This window comes from Shewanella sp. BJSY2023SW005, assembly GCF_047314585.1.
Taxonomy (GTDB): domain Bacteria; phylum Pseudomonadota; class Gammaproteobacteria; order Enterobacterales; family Shewanellaceae; genus Shewanella; species Shewanella algae.
Genome location: NZ_JBKORJ010000045.1, coordinates 1 through 16,107 on the forward strand (window position 1 = coordinate 1; position 16,107 = coordinate 16,107).

The following is a 16,107-nucleotide window of genomic DNA, read 5'->3' on the forward strand; positions in this document are numbered from 1 at the left end:
CAGGGCGGGATTCCACTTTGCTTATATCTTAACCAAATAACAACTCTGAGCGAAATGTAGGACTCCAACCAGCACGGCGGCGCTTACCTGCCAGACTGTCTTTTTTGCCTTGGTGCTGCCTTATCGCACTCAGAGCCGCTCGGTTAAATAGGGCGAGATGCTTTGCGCCATCAGGATCCGTTACCTTCAGCGCATCTTCGCGGAAGACCACATCCAGCACCCAATGGAGCTGATTTTCTACCCCCCAATGCTCTCGAATAGTCCTCGCGGCCTCTTCGGCATTGAGCGGTAAGGAACTGACATACCAGCGTGAAGAACATGATGTTATTCCATCGACTGTCCGTTCACTGGCAACTTCGATAAATGAGGTGATGTGCGGCCACTTTTTCTTAAGTTCCGCTGATAATTCTGCTTCTATCTGCATGACTGTTCGGCGCTCCCTGCGGCCATGACCCATGTTGAACTGCTCAAATATAGCCAGTTCTGGCTGCTCATACGCTTTACTGAAGCTGGTTTTGACTGCTTCAAATAATCCCGGCTGGTTCGACTTGAGCTGAATAATGAAATCACCGTTCCCCTGTTTAATTTTGTTCATGGTAGACACCTGACAATGCAGTGCATCCAGCGTCAGAACGGCATTATCCAGTGCCATAGCATCAATCATGTTGCGGGCGACTTCAGCTTCTTTCCCTTTAGAATGTGAACTGTCTTGGTAAAGTGTAATGCCGTTGCCGACATCAAATGCGCTGACAACATGGAGTGCATTCTTAGCATCCTCACTCCACGCCCCGCGCAGGGTTTTTCCATCCAGCGCGATAACGGTTTTCCCTTCCGTTTGCCGTTGCTCATTGATCCAGCCAAATATGGCTTGAAGGAGCAGTTCGCTGTCCAATGCTTTGATTATATTACTGATACAATGCCTTTTAGGGATGCCATTTTCAAATTTTCGGTACAGACGGAGCCAATCTAGCTGTTCTTCTCCGAATTCCTGAATGGACTTCCACCCAGTCGCACCGCTGAGGATAGCACTGAGTGTCAGGAACACCACATCCACTAAATTATGCTTTAGATTGATGTCCTTACGGGGATCGGTAATCTGTTCTAGTTGTTTCAAAAGGGTCATGGTCATCTGTGGATTAAGGGCAAGGCAGATCAGATCATGACCAACCGTAAAAGTTCAATTTAAAGTGGGATCCCGCCCTGACCCCTTGGTGATGGAACTGGTGGCCGAGTGGAACAGCGAGTTTCCCAGCCAGCGTATGTGCGCCTTCGGACCGGACAACAAACCCGTGTTTTGGATCATTGAAACCAAGACGCCCCATACGCCGCGGCATATTGCCTTCACTGCCGCCGACCGCGATGCCGTCAGCCGGTTTTATCAGCTGGCACTTGAACATGACGGTCAGTGCAATGGTCAGCCTGGGCTGAGGCCTCATTACCACGCACACTACTTCGGTGCCTTTGTGTTGGATCCAGATGGCAACAATGTCGAAGCCGTATGCCATCAACCCCTGTAGGTATTTGAAATGAAGAAATTACTTTTATGCCTCTCCCTGTGTTTGTTGGCTCTGCCTGCGATAGTTTTCGCCTCAAGGACGGAAAGCTGCTGCATTGCGGCATGAGCCACATAAAGCTACTTGAACTTGCTGGCTCCCCCATGGATAAATACACCCAGACACTTGGTGTCGACAGCGGCAGAGCCACCGCCGGTAAGACAGTAGAAGTATGGAGTTACCGATTGCAAGGCAGCATAGGGGGTGAGTATTTGCTAACAGTCACTCTGAGTAATGGTCAGGTGCAGAATATCGTATCCGAGCAACAGGATCGCCTCTGAGCTCAGGACAAGTTTTCACAGGAGGTTCCCGCCATGACGGGATTGGAAACAGGAATACAACGACTGGTGGATGAGTTTATTGCAGCCGGTCGTCCCAACGCGCGTCTGCAGCCACTGAATGAACGACGTCAGGGCTATGAAGCCAGTGTGGTGCTGGCGGGACCCGCCGCCGAAGTTTGCACCCAGGAGCTGGAGCTGGAAGGCATTCGCCTGCGACGTTACCTGCCGGACACCCCGGGGCCTTGGCCCACGCTTATCTACTTCCATGGCGGCTGCTTTGTGGCCGGAAGCTTTGTGACTCACGAGCAGCAGCTCAGCTATCTGGCCTGTCATGGCAAAGCCCAGGTTATTGCCGTCGACTACCGCCTGGCACCGGAACACTGCTATCCGGCAGCACACGACGATGCGCTCAAGGCCACCCAGGCTATACTGGCCCAGGCGGCGCAGCTACAGCTGGATCCGGATAGCGTCACTCTGGGCGGCGACAGTGCCGGCGGTCATCTGGCGCTGGTCACCTGCCTGCGCCTGAAACAACTGGGCTGGCAGCCGAAACGGCAGTTGCTTATCTACCCCATGTTGGATGCCACCGCTGCCATGGCGAGCTACCGCAGCAACGGCGACGACTTTATTATCACCCGCGATGCCTTGCTCAGCGGTTTTGAAGCCTATCAGCAAGGTTCTGGTGTCGACGCCAACCATCCTGAAATCAGCCCCCTCTATCGGGAGGATTTTCAGGGCTTGTGTCAGACTCACATTATTACCGCCGAATTTGATCCGCTGCGGGATGAGGGAGAAGCCCTGTATCGCAAGCTGGTAGCCGCCGGTGTCGATGCCCGAGCCTGCCGCTTTCAGGGCGTGATCCATGGTTTCTTCCAATTGGCCGATATCAGTTCGGCCGCGCGCGAGTGTCTGGCACAACTGGCGGCCATTCTGCGTCGTGACAGTGAAGAAGCGGCATGACAAGCAGCTTGGATGAGACTCAGTGGCAAGCACTGGCTGACGGCTACCCCCAAGTAAAATCCATCAGCCGTCCTTTCGAGGGCGGTGCGCTTTCCTGCCTGATAAGCCAGCATCAGGTGCCGGCTCTGCTTGACCTGCTACGCCTCTATTTACAACAACATGGCATGAAGATAGAACAGCTGGGAGAAGGCCTGCCTGACTATCTAGTGCTGGCGCAGCAGTTGCAGTGTCAGGGCGATAACTTCGAGACCGAGTTTCAGGCACCGATAAAGCTCTATCTGCAACTGACCACCGACTTTGGTGGTTACCTTCTGTGCCTGCAATCTGATCACAGCGAGCTTCTGGCGCAAGTCCAACAGCTGGCACCGACTCCGCCCATGCCTTGGGAGAGCTTTCCCGAACTGGATCCCGATACTCTGGGTGGCCTCCAGGGCTCTCTGGCCTTTTGGCAAGACTACCTCTGGGGACCATATTGGCAGTGGCTTAGGCGCAGCGGCATTCCCAAACTGGGTGATGGCGAACTGGCACGGCGCTGGGAGGAATACAGTCATTGGCACAACGGCGAGCCGGAACTGGCTGCGGAGCAAATATAATGAAGCTGGAGCTGGCAAATACCGCAGACATCACACTCACTGAACCTGAGTGGGCCTTACTCTTGCTGGCCGACCCAAGCCGCGAAGCCGTGCAGGCTTACCTGAGAGACTGTCTGCTGCTCAGAGCCCTGGATACTGAAGACCGTCTGCTTGGGCTGGCACTGCTGCAACTGACGCCGGCGTCCACACAGATTCAGGCTGAGGTAAAAAACCTCGCCGTTCATCCGGATCACCAAGGCCAGGGAATAGGTAAATGGCTATTGCAACAGTGTCAGACGCTGAGCCGGGAAAAGGGACTGGATAGCCTTTGGATAGCCACGGGCAACTCCAGCCTGGCGCAGCTTGGCCTCTATCAGAAGTGCGGTTTTCGTATCAAAGGTATTGTTCCGGACTTCTTTGCCGCTTACCCTGAGCCGATAGTGGAAAACGGTATTCTCTGTCTGGATCTGCTGCTGTTGGCTTGTCCACTGGCAGAGATCTAACCCAAGAAAGAACATCCAGTGGAATTATTCCAGGGACAAGCATTTACAAGGAGAGTTGCCATGGCCTTCAGTGACCGGGAAAAACAGCAGATGTGCGATCTCAAGGGGGTAGGAGCAACAGTCGTTGGTCGACTCGAGCAGCTGGGATTCAGTCAGCTGTCGCAGCTGGCCGATGAATCCGCTAGCGATATCACCCGCGCCATAGCCCAGTTGATGGGCTCGAGCTGCTGGCACAATAGTCCCCAGGCCCGCGCGGCTATCAGTGCCATCATAGAGTTGGCCCAACGACAGCGTGACCTAAGACCATGAAGAAACGTTATGGCTTTATCCTGCTGCTACTGCTGATCTTTGCCGGTGCCCTGATCCCGGAAAACCCACAGGTGCCGGTTAACCAGGCCAGCGCCAAAGACTGGCATAAAGACAGTTTCTGGTATTACCCCTGGGGCACCTCAGGGGTACACAAGGGCATAGACATCTTCGCCGCCCGCGGCACTCAAGTGCAGGCCCCGACGCCCATGCTGCGCCTCTATCAAGGGGAGTGGCGTCTCGGCGGCAAGGTGGTGCTGGCCTTGGGGCCAGGCTGGAAGTTGCATTATTTCGCCCATCTGGACAGCCTGGAGCCGAACGGTTTTTATCTACCTCAGGGCAGCAAACTGGGCACTGTCGGCGACTCGGGCAATGCCAAAGGCAAGCCGCCCCATCTGCACTACAGCATAGTCAGTCTAATGCCCATGCCTTGGTTGATAGATGATGCGCCCCAGGGATACAAGAAGGCGTTTTATCTCAATCCTGTGACTTATCTGGCGCCCCGCTGAGTGCCTGCTGCCTGAGCCATTCGAGAAACACCCTGACTCTGTGGCTCTGCTCCCGGCCGGAGGTCGGCAGCAGCCGATAACTGAGCCCAGGCAACACCTTGCCCGGCAAGCAAGGTTTCAACCAACCCCGCTCCACCAAAGAGGCCACCAGCACAGAACTGGCAAGTGCCAGGCCTTCACCTGCCAGAGCGGCCTGCACGAGGTGATCCTCCTGGGTAAACTCCAGCATTCTGGCACCTTTGAACTCGTGATAGGTCTGTTGCCATTGCGGCCAATCGAGCCCGTCGAGAGCCGGGTTCTGCCAGCGGGTCTGCAATAGCGTCACCTGAGGTTGCTTGCTCTTGAGATAACCGGGACTGGCGTAAATGCCGAACGTCTCACTGAACAGCACCTCTTCGCCTTCTGCCGCTTTGCCGTAGCGTATGCAGAGATCTGTCTCACCCAGAGGGTCGCTAGGCTGCAGCCCCTCATTGCTGCTGACCGACACCCGAATATCGGGGAAACGCTGCTGAAAGTCCGGCAATCGCTGCGCCAGCCATAGGGCGGCAAAGCCATGGGTGGTGGAAACTCTCAGCTGGTTTGGTGTCACTCCCAAACGTTCAATCCCCTGGGCTATGCCGAGCAAGGCCTGGCGACAGGATTCTGCCAACTCGGCTCCGGCCGGTGTCAGTGATACCGCCCGGGTCTGGCGGATAAACAGTCGGGTGTCCAGCTGAGTCTCGAGATTTCTTATCTGATGGGAAACGGCGGTCGGAGTCAGGCTCAACTCCTCCGCAGCCAGCTTGAAGCTCAGATGCCTGGCGGCGGCTTCGAACACTCTCAAGTTATTCAGTGTGGGTAAATGGGCAAACATTGCGATCAAATAAGTGAATTTTACTCATCTATAAGTGAGAAATGACCCTTTGTCAACTCGAGCGGTATTCCAGATAGTTATGCCCTGAGCAAACAAACGGAGAAAGTGATGAAAACCCTTTTAAGAATAGATGCCAGCGCGAGAAGAACCGACAATGACAAACCCAGCTATAATTCGATTTCCAAGTCGTTGGCGCAGCTATTCTGCGATCACTGGCAAGCCCAAAATAACCTATCAGAATTCATCTATCGTGATCTGAGTGACCAAGCACCGCCGGCCGTCACCCAAGATTGGATCGCCGCCGTATTCACCCCGGAGGAACTCCAAAGTACAGAGCAGCAAAGGCTGCTGGCACTGTCGGACTGCCTTATCGACGAGCTGCAGCGGGCCGATATCATTCTGATCTCAACACCCATGTACAACTATGGCATGCCGGCGGCACTCAAGGCCTGGTTTGATCAGGTCATACGCATCAATCGCACATTCAGCTTCGACTTAAAGCGCGGCGATTTTCCGCTGCGGCCGATACTCAGCGGCAAAAAACTGGTTTTGGTTTACTCCTGCGGCGAGTTTGGCTTTGGCGAAGAGGGGATCCGCGCCGGAATGAATCACCTGGGCCCCCATATCAAGACCCTGAGCCACTATCTGGGGGTGGAGCAGTTTTATGAAGTGCGCAGCGAATACCAGGAGTTTGCCGACGAGCGCCATCAGGCTTCCGTCGCAGCAGCCGGAGACTCGCTGACAGAGTTGGCCCAAATACTCTAGCCATTCATAAGTGTAAATAACCTTTCATCGACCGGCGAAGATGCTAGGCTCTCCCGTCTTGAAAGCCCACCTCTATTGCAAGGGCAAAAGACGATTTGGAGGGAGAATTGAAGATGCCGCGGATACTTAACCCTATGATTGGCTTGCTGGCCCTGTTGGCAAGCGGCATGGCACTGGCCAAGGACGCACAACCGCTGCAACTCGAGCTGCGTTATTGCCAGTGTGCAGCTCCTTTGGAAACACAGGAACTCAGCCGGGAGTTCCTGGCCAAATCACGGTCACTGACAGTGACCCTGTTGCCTGATGAAGATGCTGGCAGGGTCACAGATAAGGAGTTCAGCTTGAGTTACCAACTCCTGGCGATAGAGAGCGGTGTCTGGCAGCTTAACTATACCGCCGACTTTCATCACAACAGCAGCCACTACAGCAGTCAGAGTCAAGTAAGGCTGCCACAGGACAAGTGGCTAAAGCTGTTCGGTAATCAGAGCCAGGAAGGCACAAGCATCAAGCATTTTAACCTGCTTGGCAGAATCGTGGCCGCTCAGTAACTGCGGCCACTTCACCGCCAAGCTCTCTGCGCTTGAAGCCGGTTGTTGATATCAGTTCTTGGTCACCACCCAGAGCGCATGCAGCAGCCCGGGGAACCAGAAGAACAGACAGAGAATGATATTGATCAGCAGGTCTTTACCGGCACCCGCTTTGAGAAATACCGCCACAGGCGGCAGTAAAATAGCGATGATGACGAGCAAGAGTTTGTTGGTATCCATGGTATGACTCCTGGCGAGGAATTAAAGGGACAACCCGTTTAACTTGGCAGCATGACGCCCGGCTTGCAACCTTTTTTACCTTTGCCTCGAAGCGAGCCGACGTTTCGGCCACGCCGGAATTCATTTGCGCTTGGGCCAGTCCAAAGTCCAAGGTTCCGCTAACGCTTGCACCTGACTCAACACTCCCGGCTGCAGAAAGGCGTCGCCCTGAGATGGCAAGCTCAGGTATCTAAGGGTTTGCCCGCGCCATTCAAACTCCAGCGCATAGGCATGCAGGTAACCACGGTCGGCATCAACAGCGCTGCCACCATAGAGAGTATCCCCCAAAATAGGCACCCCCAGACTGGAAAGTGCCACCCTCAGCTGATGGGTCTTACCGCTGTGGGGTTTGAGCAGATACAGGCGCAGCCCTTCGGCAACCGACCAGGAAAAGAACTGGGTAACGGCCGGGTTGTCGGTGGAACGCAGCAGCTTATACTGACTGCGGCGGGACTTGGCCATATCGCCTATGATCCAACCCTGCTTTTTGCCCGGTTTGCCCTTGGCCAATGCCAAATAATATTTCTGCACCTTGTGTTCACTGAACATACGGGTAAATTCAGCTGCCGCCTCGGATGAACGGGCCAGCAGCAATAGGCCGGAGGTCAAGGTATCGAGTCTATGCACGGGATAGAGCTTGCAGCCCAGATCCCGCTCGGCACTGGCCACCAAACCTGCCTCACCGTGCTGGCTGTGAAAATGAACCCCAGGACGTTTGTCCAGCAGGATAAAGTCGGGCTCTGTGGCTATCACTGAATACATGGGTTAAACCTGAAATGTCACTCTGACTCTGAGACCTGGATGGTTATCTTCCAGCGAAATACTGGCGTTGTGTCGCGATAGAATCGCCTTGACCATGGAAAGCCCCAAGCCGGTACCCTGCTGATGGCGGCTGGGATCCAGCCGCACCAGACGCTCAAAGACCCGCTCACGCTCCGCCTCCGGGATCCCTGGACCATTGTCGCTGATGATGACCTGGTTGGCTTGCTGCGAGATGGTGATACAGGCACCCTCGCCCGCATAGCGAATGGCGTTGTCGACCAGGTTGAACAGCGCCTGGAACAAGAGGTGTTTGTCGCCTGTGATATGGCAATCCTCACTGGTTTCCAGCTTGAGCTGCTGGCCTTCCGCCTCGGCCAGCACGTCCGCCATATCCAGCAGATCGGTGCACATCTGCTGCAAGCTGAAACTTTCCAGCTCCAGTTTTTGCTGCCCTTCTTCAATGCGGGTCAGCGACAGCATGGCGTTGAAGGTCGCCAGGCAGTGATCCAGCTTTTCAATAAGAATCGCACTGCGCTCCGGGATCTCTTCCGCCGGATATTGCGGCAACTGCTCCAGTCCTATCCGCAGGTGCGACAAAGGCGTGCGCAGGTCATGGGCAATATTGTCTGTCACCCCGCGCACTGCCGTCAGGTTGTGCTCCAGGGTATCCAGCACCCGGTTAAACTGGCGCGCCAGCATGTCGAATTCATCACTGTTGCGACTCACCGGCAGGCGGGTGTTGTAGTAACCTCGCTCTATGCGTTCACTCAAGCGGTTGTATTGCACCAGACGCCTGAGCAGCGCCTTGGAGAACAGGTATCCCATGGCCAAGGTCAATACCACTGTCAGCATCACGGCGGTAGCCGCTGCGCTGAGAAACTTCTCGATCAGCGTCGCCAGGTGGTCGGTACGGGTAGCGATCAGCACAGGGCCATAGCGGGTCATCACCACGCCACCGGTGAGAATATGCAGCTTATCCGGGCCACCGGTGAGAATGGGGAAATCGCGGGTTCTGGGTAGCAGCGGCATATTGTCGGGCATAAAGGTCAGCGCCCCCACCATATCCGGGCTGCCCTGCCAGGCTATAAGTGCGGTTTGTGGATCGGCGGCGCGAATTTGCGCCGCAAAACTGCGCTGATCCACACTCAAGGCCAGCTGTTGATAGCGCTGCGCCTCCGACGCCAGGTGTTTCTCAACCTGAGACTGCTGCTCTGTCACCAGCTGTTGATAGAGGGCAAAAAGCAAGGCGCCGATGATCAGAGTCACCAGCACAGAGAAGAAGATGGTAATACGCCATACGCTGCTCTGGTAAGGCTTAATGGCTTTGGCGGAGACGATAACCAGCTCCTCTTATGGTTTCAATCAGCTCGCCGTGACCCAGCTCTTCAAACTTGCGTCTCAACTTGGCGATATGCACATCAATAACATTAGTTCTGGGATCAAAGTGGTAGTCCCATACGGCTTCAAACAGCAGGGTGCGGCTGATCACCTGGTTGGCATGTTCCATCAGGTACTTGAGCAGCTGGAACTCCTTGGGCTGCAACATCAGCTCAGTGCCGTCCAGAGTCACTTTACGGGTCAGCAGCTCCATCTCCAGCAGACCCACCTTGAGATCTGTCTTGGCCGGCTGTGACTGGCCGCGCAGCATCAGCTTCTCGGCCCGCACCAGCAGCTCTGAGAAGGCAAACGGCTTGGTCATATAGTCATCGCCGCCGGCGCGCAGTCCCTTGACCCTCTCGTCGACATGGCTGAGCGCCGAGAGGATCAGTACTGGGGTCTGATTGCCGGTGGCCCGGAGCGCCGCCAGCACCTTGAGGCCGTCGAGCCCGGGTAACATGCGATCCAGTATTACCAAGTCATACTGACTACTGGTCGCCAACAGCAAACCCTGATGACCATCGGCAGCAGTTTCAATATTGTGTCCCTGCTCCAGGAAGCCTTTGACGATATAGTCCTGTGTGGTTGCGTCATCTTCGACCAGTAGTATCTTCATTGTCAGTCCCATTTCAGTAGAGGCAATGGCCGCTGTTTTTCGATATCAAACGCCAGCTTATGCTTGCCTCGTTCATCCATTACTTTCAGCTCCAGGTAGGCAATCCCTAGATCTTTATCCAGTTGGGCTTCCAGCAGATGAGCATTGCTGTTTTGCATTGCCATTTCCACCAGTTGGGAAAAGCTGAGCTGCTTCTTGACCAGGAGTTTGACCACAGCCAACTCGGCCATATCGTCTGCCTCGAGGCGTTCGACTTTGCGCTTGAGTACTTCGCCGTTGCTGGCGAGTATATCCAGCTCCGTAGTTGTACGATCATCCGGGTTTATCAGGTCAATTTCATAGACCAAGACCCCATTTTCCACATCGGTTTCAAACTCGACGATCACCCCGGGAAACTGGGACTCAATACGCTGCATCAGCTCTATGGGTTGAATGCGTTCATTATCATTCAACAATTCCAGCAGCGAGGGAGCCGCGACTGCCACCGAAGAAAACAGTACCAGCCCCGCCAATAAACGTCTCATTTTGCCTCCATCCGAGCGCTGGCACTGAAGGCCAGCCACTCATACAAGCCATGGTTCATTTTGCAGTTTCACCAACTAGAGTGATACTTTCAATTTCAACTTCCTTGCCGTTCCACTCCTTGTCGACCTCACCGGTCAGTTTCACCAGAGTGCTTTCTTTCACATCGGCATTGATATTCCGCCAAAGGTCATGGTCGATTTCGACTTTAACCTCTCCGGAATCATCACGGAACAGGTAAGTTTCGTCGCCCAGGCTCTTCACCAGATAACCTGTCAGCTCCACCTGGGTGTCATCGTTGGCCTGCTCGACCTGAGACGCTGTACTAACCCGATTTTCGGCTCCTGGACCGGTATAAGCAGCCAGAGCAGCGGCACTGCAGAATGAGGATAATACCAATAAATAAGTTAACTTTTGCATCTTGTTTCACTCCTGTGGTTGTTTCAATGGCTGCAGTATAGATTTCCGCGCTTGAAGCCAGGATGGAAGCAAGATTAAGTTTTGATCATCTAGTTAACAACAGGCACAAAAACGCAGCCTTTGTCAGCGCTCGAGGATATGAATTTGTTCGGATTTGAGCGCGACTTCGGTCTGCATACCGGCAACCAGCTCCAACTTGCGCGCCAGATGTAACGGCACTTCGGCGCTGAGAGTCTGATCCACGCCTTCGATTGCCGCCAGCAGGCGCACAGATTCGCCCATTACCAGCAGGGATTCGAGCCTGACATTGAGTTTATTGAAGCTGCGGCACAGGCGGCCACGGCTGATAGAGTTAAATCTGACGCCTTGATTGGGCACCACCCAGCGCACCTTGTCTCCCGGATTCAGGCGCGCGTCATAGTCACAGGCAATCAGTTGCTCGCCAAACTTGAGCCAGGTGAGTTGCCGCTCCTGCTCCAGGGCCACCACTTCGGAGTCAAACAGGTTTCTCAGGCCCATCTGCCGGGCAACCGCCTCGTTGCGGGGTTTAGCCAACACTTCATGGGGCACACCCTGCTGCAACAACTGCCCTTGGCTGATAAGCACCATGCGATCGGCCAGCAACAAGGCTTCGTTGAGGTCATGGGTCACCATGATCACCGGAATATGCAGCTGTGACTTAAGCCGCGCCAGCTCCAGATACAGGCGCTCACGGGTCTCACGATCGACCGCGGAAAAAGGTTCATCCAGCAGCAATACCGAAGGCTCACGCGCCAACGCTCTGGCCAGCGCCACCCTCTGTCTCTGGCCACCGGACAACTGCTCCGGCAAACGATCCGGCAAACCGTGCAGATTGACCCGCTCCAGCCAATCCAGCGCCCTGCCCCGGCGTTCGGCCTTGGGCAGATGATCCAGCCCGGCGATTACATTGTCGACCGCACTCAGGTTGGGAAACAGGCCAAAATGTTGCGGCACAAACCCCAGATGGCGTTGCTGCGGGCTCAGGTTCACCGTCTCGGAAAACCAGGGTTTATCACCATAGCGGATGCTGCCGGATTGCGGCTTATTGAGACCGGCAATCATCCTCAGCAGCGTGGTCTTGCCGCCACCGGAGGGCCCCACCACGGCAAGGACTTCACCGGCACGGCAAACAAAGTCGGCCTGCAGTGGAATCCCCTTGGTTTGATGAACGCTGACATGCAGATCTGTCGGGGTCATTTCAATCTCCCGAGCCGCCGCGACAGCCCTGTGGTCAATGCCAATGTGGTGATGGCAAATAGCAAGAGTACCAGCGACATAGTACCGGCAGAGGCGAAGTCAAACGCCTGGACACTGTCGTAGATGGCGATGGAAATCGTCTTGGTCTCTCCCGCGATGGAGCCCCCCATCATCAAGACGACACCAAACTCGCCGAGCACATGGGAGAAACACAACACCAGGGCCGTCAAAATCCCCGGCCACACCAAGGGCAACTCCACCTTGAACAGCTGTTTGGTGCGACTCATGCCACAACAGGCGCAGGCATCGCGCACATCCTGAGGAATAGCTTCAAAGGCTCTTTGAATAGGCTGCACCGCAAAGGGAATATTGACCAGTACCGAGGCGACCACCAGGCCGGAGAAATGAAATACCAGCTGCACTCCCAGGGTTTGCTGCAGCCATTGGCCAAGCCAGCTTTCACTGCCAAGCCCTACCAAGAGGTAATAGCCTATAACCGTGGGCGGCAACACCAGGGGCACCATGATCAGCGCCTCTACCCAGGACTTACCGTGAAACTCACGATAGGCCAGCAAGCGGCTCAACAAGATGGCAAGCGGCAAGAGCACCAAGACACTGATGGCAGCCAGTTTGACCGAGAGCCACAGCGACTGCCAATCCATTCAGCCTCCCTCGGGCAAGGCAAAGCCATAGGCGCTGAACACTTGTCGCGCTTCCTGCCCCTGCAGATAGTCATAAAAGGCTTTGGCATCGTCGCTGGCTTTCTCGAGCAGTACCATGCGCTGGGTCAGCGGGGCATGGGAGTCTACCGGCAACGCCAGATAGTGACCTCTCGCCTGAAACTGCGGCGCCACTGCCAGCGACAGGGCAACTATGCCGCCCTGAGTCGAACCACTCAAGGCAAACTGCGCCGCCTGGGAAACGTTTTCGCCATAGATGAGGTTGGCCTGCAACTCCTGCCACAGGCCCTTTTGCTTGAGCAGCGCACGGGCGCGTTCGCCATAGGGAGCATGATCCGGGTTGGCGATGGCAAAGCGCTTGATCTGCCCGGCGGCCAGAGCTTGTTGCAGCCCCAGTAACTCTTGATCCAGTTTCAGCGGTGAATTCTTGGGAGCCACCAGCGCCAAGCGCCCGTAAGCGTAGACCACCCCCTTGTCACGGGTGATACCGGCATCAGCCAGCGCGTCGACATAACGCTCGTCGGCCGAGAGAAACAGCTCAAATGGCGCGCCATGTTTTATCTGCGCCACAAAGTTACCGGACGAGCCGTAGGAGATCTTGAGTTGGCGTCCTGTCTCCTGCTGATAACGCTCGGCAATATCATCCAGGGCAAACTTGATATTGGCCGCCGCAGCCACATGAACGCTTTGCGCCGCCGCAGCCGGCAGACACAGACCAAGCAGCGCCAGTGCGGTCAGCACGGCCTTGGTCGTCGAATTCAGCAATCGCTCCAATAGCACCATCACAAGCTCCGGTTACTTTTCCCAGGCCTTGGCGGCCTGCTCGTCGGCATCGCGGGCCTCAACCCAGTGTTGACCACTCTCACCGGCTTCCAGTTTCCAGAATGGCGCCTTGGTCTTGAGGAAATCGATGAGAAACTCACAAGCCGCAAACGCCGCCTTGCGGTGGGCACTGCTGACACCGATAAACACTATCTGCTCGCCCAAATGCATAGTGCCAACCCGGTGAATTATGGTCAGCTGATTCAGCGGCCAGCGCTCACGGGCTTGAGTGGCAATTTGCCCCAAAACGGCTTCTGTCATCCCGGGATAGTGTTCCAGCGTCAGGTCGGTAACCGCGCTGCCATCGTTGAAGTCGCGCACCTTGCCAACAAAGGTCACCACGGCGCCGTCGCTGTTGTCGGCGGCGATGCGGGCATATTCGGCCGGGACATCGAAGTCGGCGGTTTGTACCAAAATACGATCGCTTTGCATCTCAACCTCCGGTTACCGGTGGGAAGAAGGCCACCTCGTCACCCGCTTTGATCTCTGTATGCCAGGGACTGAGGGTTTGGTTGACGGCCACCAGCAGTTTGTCGGACGCCATCACTCTGGCCCACTTGTCGTCTGTGGCCGCCAATTGGGCACGCAGCGCCTCGGCCGTCAAACCCGGCTGGCTCTCAACTTCAATGGCAGCCGTTCCCAATAATTCGCGTACTTGAGCAAAAAACAGCACTTTAATCATATCGTTACACCTTAAAATGACCGGATTTACCGCCGCGTTTTTCCAGCAGTCTTACCTGGGTAATCACCATATCCTTCTGCACCGCTTTACACATATCGTAAATAGTCAGTGCCGCAACCGAGGCCGCCGTCAGGGCTTCCATTTCAACCCCGGTTTTGCCAGCCAGCTTACACAGGCTGGTGATCCTGACCCGGTTTTGCTCCGGCTCGGCCTGTAGATCCACCTCGACCTTGGTCAGCATCAAGGGGTGGCACAAAGGGATCAGCTCTGAGGTTTTCTTCGCTGCCATAATGCCGGCGATTCTGGCGGTGGCGAACACATCGCCCTTATGGTGGCTGCCACTCATGATCATCTGCAGCGTCTCGGCAGACATCTCAATATAGGCCTCTGCACGGGCTTCGCGCTCGGTGATCGACTTTTCGGTCACATCCACCATATGGGCGTTGCCATCGGCATTGATATGGGTAAAGGCATTAGTCATCTATAGCAACCTTTTTCAAATGGGATACGAAGTTACAGGGCCGGTGCCGGGCATCCGGCTGCTCTTTGAGGATCTTGTTCCAGGCCGTACGGCATGCGCCGGTGGAAGCGGGCAGACAAAACAGCGCCGTTTGATTGGCGATATTCAAAGGCTCAAAATGGGTATGACTGCAATGTCCCATGTCAGTTCCTGCTGCTGAATGCTACCGAGATGGCGATGATAGTATCTGACGCCCAAACGAGCGGCCTCCCTCAACCGCCGATAGAGGCCAGGTGTTGGGTCACACCGGTAATACCTTGGTGCAGATAGTGAGTCTCTTTCTTCTGCTGCAACTGCTGATGCAAACGGGCAATCAACTCATCCTGCTGTTCAGGACTCTGAAGCAGATCACGAAGATCGACACCATGTTCGGTGAACAGACACAGGTGCAGCTTACCCTTGGCAGAAACCCGCAACCTGTTGCAGCTGGCGCAGAAGTTTTTGGCATAAGGCATGATGAGCCCGATACGGCCACGATAATCAGGATGGCTGAAGTTTTGCGCCGGGCCATCTTCGGCCGCGGGCTGATCATACTGCCAACCTTCGGCCTCGAGTCTGGCCTTGATATCGGCTCCGGCCAGGTGATGCGCCTTGAAATAGTCGTGACCCAACCCGGTTTCCATCAGCTCGATGAAACGCAGATCTATGGGGGTATGTTTGATCCAATGCAGGAAACGCGGCAGATCCTTGTCGTTGAGATCCTTGAGCAGCACGGCGTTAATCTTGACCCGCTCAAAGCCGGCTTCCAGCGCCGCATCTATACCGCGCATGACCTCATCGAACTTGTTCTCGCCGGTGATCTGATAAAACATCCTGGGGTCCAGGCTGTCCACAGACACGTTAATCCGCCTCAGCCCGGCGTCGTACCACTCTTTGGCGTGCTTCTCGAGCCTATAACCATTGGTGGTAGTCGCGATAGTGTGAATTTCGCTGTTATCGGCAACTGCACGGATGATATCGGTAAAGTCTTTGCGCAGCGTAGGCTCGCCACCTGTGATCCGCACTTTGCGGGTACCTACTTTGGCGAAGGCGGCAACCAGATTCTCAATCTCGCTGAGCGTCAGAAAAGAGGGCTTGCCCTCCGGGCGATAACCATCCGGTAGGCAATAACTGCATTTGAAGTTACAGACGTCAGTGACTGACATCCGCAAATAGTGAAATCTTCGACCAAAATTGTCTTGTAACTGGGACATGATCACCTTTCCAAGTCAGGGAGGTGAGGGCATTTCTTTGCTCACCCCGGTGGCAAAATTGCCACGGCTAAAGGACCATATCTTCACTGACGTAGGACCAAAAGCTCGGAGAACCGTCTGCGCCAATTATAGAACGAAAAGGGGGGCGAACCATACCCCTAAAAATGTATTTCCCGACTTGGCTCAA

24 protein-coding genes, 1 pseudogene and 1 riboswitch are annotated in these 16,107 nt (G+C 55.2%); of the genes and pseudogenes, 9 read left to right on the forward strand and 16 right to left on the reverse strand.

All coding sequences use genetic code 11. The features are described 5' to 3' along the window. Window positions 1-28: 28 nt before the first annotated feature. Window positions 29-1,123, reverse strand: a complete 1,095-nt coding sequence (locus tag ACMHXI_RS13360) for an ISAs1 family transposase (protein WP_109248997.1) — start codon at window positions 1,121-1,123, stop codon at window positions 29-31. A 64-nt stretch (window positions 1,124-1,187) separates the two neighbouring features. Here ACMHXI_RS13360 and ACMHXI_RS13365 point away from each other — a divergent pair, with 64 nt between their 5' ends. The 7 genes from ACMHXI_RS13365 (at window position 1,188) to ACMHXI_RS13395 (ending at window position 4,684) form a co-directional block, all read left to right on the forward strand. Next, a complete protein-coding gene (locus ACMHXI_RS13365; RefSeq protein WP_413735163.1) occupies window positions 1,188-1,517 on the forward strand; it encodes a VOC family protein in 330 nt (109 codons plus the stop codon). 26 nt (window positions 1,518-1,543) lie between these two features. After that, window positions 1,544-1,834, forward strand: a complete 291-nt coding sequence (locus ACMHXI_RS13370; RefSeq protein ID WP_413735165.1) for a hypothetical protein — start codon at window positions 1,544-1,546, stop codon at window positions 1,832-1,834. A gap of 33 nt (window positions 1,835-1,867) precedes the next feature. Continuing rightward, window positions 1,868-2,794: an alpha/beta hydrolase gene (locus tag ACMHXI_RS13375; RefSeq protein ID WP_208185240.1), complete on the forward strand. Its 927-nt coding sequence runs from the start codon at window positions 1,868-1,870 to the stop codon at window positions 2,792-2,794. A gap of 12 nt (window positions 2,795-2,806) precedes the next feature. Continuing rightward, window positions 2,807-2,851 carry a KxYKxGKxW signal peptide domain-containing protein gene (locus ACMHXI_RS13380; protein WP_208185277.1) on the forward strand — a complete coding sequence of 15 codons (45 nt, stop codon included), beginning with the start codon at window positions 2,807-2,809 and terminating at the stop codon, window positions 2,849-2,851. 535 nt (window positions 2,852-3,386) lie between these two features. Beyond that, the gene (locus tag ACMHXI_RS13385) at window positions 3,387-3,869 is read left to right on the forward strand and encodes a GNAT family N-acetyltransferase (RefSeq protein WP_045283324.1); all 483 of its coding nucleotides are present in this window, start codon (window positions 3,387-3,389) and stop codon (window positions 3,867-3,869) included. Between the two features lie 60 nt (window positions 3,870-3,929). Then, complete coding sequence (locus ACMHXI_RS13390; protein WP_054744289.1) at window positions 3,930-4,178, forward strand: hypothetical protein; 249 nt, start codon at window positions 3,930-3,932, stop codon at window positions 4,176-4,178. Continuing rightward, window positions 4,175-4,684, forward strand: coding sequence for a M23 family metallopeptidase (locus ACMHXI_RS13395; protein WP_107110842.1), 510 nt, complete (start codon window positions 4,175-4,177; stop codon window positions 4,682-4,684). The genes ACMHXI_RS13390 and ACMHXI_RS13395 overlap by 4 nt, the downstream gene beginning before the upstream one ends. On the opposite strand, the gene ACMHXI_RS13400 is transcribed toward ACMHXI_RS13395, so the two are convergent. After that, on the reverse strand, window positions 4,653-5,537 hold the full coding sequence (locus tag ACMHXI_RS13400; protein WP_208150234.1) for a LysR substrate-binding domain-containing protein: 885 nt from the start codon (window positions 5,535-5,537) through the stop codon (window positions 4,653-4,655). The two genes, ACMHXI_RS13395 and ACMHXI_RS13400, sit on opposite strands and share 32 nt — an antisense overlap. A 108-nt stretch (window positions 5,538-5,645) precedes the next feature. Here ACMHXI_RS13400 and ACMHXI_RS13405 point away from each other — a divergent pair, with 108 nt between their 5' ends. Continuing rightward, entirely contained in the window at window positions 5,646-6,302 is a 657-nt protein-coding gene (locus tag ACMHXI_RS13405; protein WP_413735169.1) for an FMN-dependent NADH-azoreductase, read from the forward strand. Window positions 6,303-6,415: 113 nt separating this feature from the next. Beyond that, on the forward strand, window positions 6,416-6,850 hold the full coding sequence (locus tag ACMHXI_RS13410) for a hypothetical protein (protein ID WP_413735171.1): 435 nt from the start codon (window positions 6,416-6,418) through the stop codon (window positions 6,848-6,850). A gap of 51 nt (window positions 6,851-6,901) precedes the next feature. On the opposite strand, the gene ACMHXI_RS13415 is transcribed toward ACMHXI_RS13410, so the two are convergent. The 14 genes and pseudogenes from ACMHXI_RS13415 to moaA form a co-directional block, all read right to left on the reverse strand. Continuing rightward, window positions 6,902-7,069, reverse strand: coding sequence for a YqaE/Pmp3 family membrane protein (locus tag ACMHXI_RS13415; protein ID WP_025009192.1), 168 nt, complete (start codon window positions 7,067-7,069; stop codon window positions 6,902-6,904). A 120-nt stretch (window positions 7,070-7,189) separates the two neighbouring features. After that, entirely contained in the window at window positions 7,190-7,870 is a 681-nt protein-coding gene (locus ACMHXI_RS13420; protein WP_044735494.1) for a TIGR01621 family pseudouridine synthase, read from the reverse strand. A 3-nt stretch (window positions 7,871-7,873) separates the two neighbouring features. Continuing rightward, window positions 7,874-9,136 (reverse strand): sensor histidine kinase, encoded by a 1,263-nt coding sequence (locus tag ACMHXI_RS13425; protein WP_025889207.1) that lies wholly within the window; start codon window positions 9,134-9,136, stop codon window positions 7,874-7,876. A gap of 49 nt (window positions 9,137-9,185) precedes the next feature. Then, window positions 9,186-9,863, reverse strand: coding sequence for a response regulator transcription factor (locus ACMHXI_RS13430; RefSeq protein WP_025009189.1), 678 nt, complete (start codon window positions 9,861-9,863; stop codon window positions 9,186-9,188). A 2-nt stretch (window positions 9,864-9,865) separates the two neighbouring features. After that, window positions 9,866-10,387, reverse strand: coding sequence for a PepSY domain-containing protein (locus ACMHXI_RS13435; RefSeq protein ID WP_025009188.1), 522 nt, complete (start codon window positions 10,385-10,387; stop codon window positions 9,866-9,868). Window positions 10,388-10,442: 55 nt separating this feature from the next. Beyond that, complete coding sequence (locus ACMHXI_RS13440; protein ID WP_144131323.1) at window positions 10,443-10,805, reverse strand: YgiW/YdeI family stress tolerance OB fold protein; 363 nt, start codon at window positions 10,803-10,805, stop codon at window positions 10,443-10,445. 123 nt (window positions 10,806-10,928) lie between these two features. Then, complete coding sequence (locus ACMHXI_RS13445; RefSeq protein ID WP_144168203.1) at window positions 10,929-12,023, reverse strand: ABC transporter ATP-binding protein; 1,095 nt, start codon at window positions 12,021-12,023, stop codon at window positions 10,929-10,931. Beyond that, on the reverse strand, window positions 12,020-12,685 hold the full coding sequence (gene modB / locus ACMHXI_RS13450) for a molybdate ABC transporter permease subunit (protein WP_025009185.1): 666 nt from the start codon (window positions 12,683-12,685) through the stop codon (window positions 12,020-12,022). Before modB ends, ACMHXI_RS13445 begins: the two co-directional genes overlap by 4 nt. After that, window positions 12,686-13,486: a molybdate ABC transporter substrate-binding protein gene (modA, locus tag ACMHXI_RS13455; RefSeq protein ID WP_219003292.1), complete on the reverse strand. Its 801-nt coding sequence runs from the start codon at window positions 13,484-13,486 to the stop codon at window positions 12,686-12,688. Between the two features lie 12 nt (window positions 13,487-13,498). Next, window positions 13,499-13,957 carry a molybdopterin synthase catalytic subunit MoaE gene (moaE, locus tag ACMHXI_RS13460; RefSeq protein ID WP_025889201.1) on the reverse strand — a complete coding sequence of 153 codons (459 nt, stop codon included), beginning with the start codon at window positions 13,955-13,957 and terminating at the stop codon, window positions 13,499-13,501. Between the two features lies 1 nt (window position 13,958). Next, window positions 13,959-14,207: a molybdopterin synthase sulfur carrier subunit gene (gene moaD, locus ACMHXI_RS13465; RefSeq protein WP_025889200.1), complete on the reverse strand. Its 249-nt coding sequence runs from the start codon at window positions 14,205-14,207 to the stop codon at window positions 13,959-13,961. Window positions 14,208-14,211: 4 nt separating this feature from the next. Further along, window positions 14,212-14,688: a cyclic pyranopterin monophosphate synthase MoaC gene (moaC, locus tag ACMHXI_RS13470; protein ID WP_025889198.1), complete on the reverse strand. Its 477-nt coding sequence runs from the start codon at window positions 14,686-14,688 to the stop codon at window positions 14,212-14,214. Continuing rightward, window positions 14,681-14,830 (reverse strand): annotated as a pseudogene (locus ACMHXI_RS13475) (molybdenum cofactor biosynthesis protein); the annotation flags it as partial. The gene moaC and the pseudogene ACMHXI_RS13475, both read right to left, overlap by 8 nt. 109 nt (window positions 14,831-14,939) lie before the next feature. Beyond that, a complete protein-coding gene (gene moaA / locus ACMHXI_RS13480; protein ID WP_028780719.1) occupies window positions 14,940-15,920 on the reverse strand; it encodes a GTP 3',8-cyclase MoaA in 981 nt (326 codons plus the stop codon). Continuing rightward, window positions 15,908-16,043: riboswitch (molybdenum cofactor riboswitch) on the reverse strand. (Overlaps the previous gene by 13 nt.) Between the last annotated feature and the right edge of the window lie 64 nt (window positions 16,044-16,107).

Coding starts and splice junctions, on each gene's coding strand:
- ACMHXI_RS13370 (WP_413735165.1), top strand. CDS start 1,544: ATGCCTCTCCCTGTGTTTGTTGGCTCTGCCTGCGATAGTTTTCGCCTC.
- moaE (WP_025889201.1), bottom strand. CDS start 13,957: ATGCAAAGCGATCGTATTTTGGTACAAACCGCCGACTTCGATGTCCCG.
- ACMHXI_RS13410 (WP_413735171.1), top strand. CDS start 6,416: ATGCCGCGGATACTTAACCCTATGATTGGCTTGCTGGCCCTGTTGGCA.
- ACMHXI_RS13435 (WP_025009188.1), bottom strand. CDS start 10,387: ATGAGACGTTTATTGGCGGGGCTGGTACTGTTTTCTTCGGTGGCAGTC.
- ACMHXI_RS13420 (WP_044735494.1), bottom strand. CDS start 7,870: ATGTATTCAGTGATAGCCACAGAGCCCGACTTTATCCTGCTGGACAAA.
- ACMHXI_RS13400 (WP_208150234.1), bottom strand. CDS start 5,537: ATGTTTGCCCATTTACCCACACTGAATAACTTGAGAGTGTTCGAAGCC.
- ACMHXI_RS13395 (WP_107110842.1), top strand. CDS start 4,175: ATGAAGAAACGTTATGGCTTTATCCTGCTGCTACTGCTGATCTTTGCC.
- ACMHXI_RS13445 (WP_144168203.1), bottom strand. CDS start 12,023: ATGACCCCGACAGATCTGCATGTCAGCGTTCATCAAACCAAGGGGATT.
- modA (WP_219003292.1), bottom strand. CDS start 13,486: ATGGTGCTATTGGAGCGATTGCTGAATTCGACGACCAAGGCCGTGCTG.
- ACMHXI_RS13440 (WP_144131323.1), bottom strand. CDS start 10,805: ATGCAAAAGTTAACTTATTTATTGGTATTATCCTCATTCTGCAGTGCC.
- ACMHXI_RS13375 (WP_208185240.1), top strand. CDS start 1,868: ATGACGGGATTGGAAACAGGAATACAACGACTGGTGGATGAGTTTATT.
- ACMHXI_RS13390 (WP_054744289.1), top strand. CDS start 3,930: ATGGCCTTCAGTGACCGGGAAAAACAGCAGATGTGCGATCTCAAGGGG.
- moaD (WP_025889200.1), bottom strand. CDS start 14,207: ATGATTAAAGTGCTGTTTTTTGCTCAAGTACGCGAATTATTGGGAACG.
- ACMHXI_RS13405 (WP_413735169.1), top strand. CDS start 5,646: ATGAAAACCCTTTTAAGAATAGATGCCAGCGCGAGAAGAACCGACAAT.
- ACMHXI_RS13385 (WP_045283324.1), top strand. CDS start 3,387: ATGAAGCTGGAGCTGGCAAATACCGCAGACATCACACTCACTGAACCT.
- ACMHXI_RS13360 (WP_109248997.1), bottom strand. CDS start 1,123: ATGACCCTTTTGAAACAACTAGAACAGATTACCGATCCCCGTAAGGAC.
- modB (WP_025009185.1), bottom strand. CDS start 12,685: ATGGATTGGCAGTCGCTGTGGCTCTCGGTCAAACTGGCTGCCATCAGT.
- ACMHXI_RS13415 (WP_025009192.1), bottom strand. CDS start 7,069: ATGGATACCAACAAACTCTTGCTCGTCATCATCGCTATTTTACTGCCG.
- moaC (WP_025889198.1), bottom strand. CDS start 14,688: ATGACTAATGCCTTTACCCATATCAATGCCGATGGCAACGCCCATATG.
- ACMHXI_RS13430 (WP_025009189.1), bottom strand. CDS start 9,863: ATGAAGATACTACTGGTCGAAGATGACGCAACCACACAGGACTATATC.
- moaA (WP_028780719.1), bottom strand. CDS start 15,920: ATGTCCCAGTTACAAGACAATTTTGGTCGAAGATTTCACTATTTGCGG.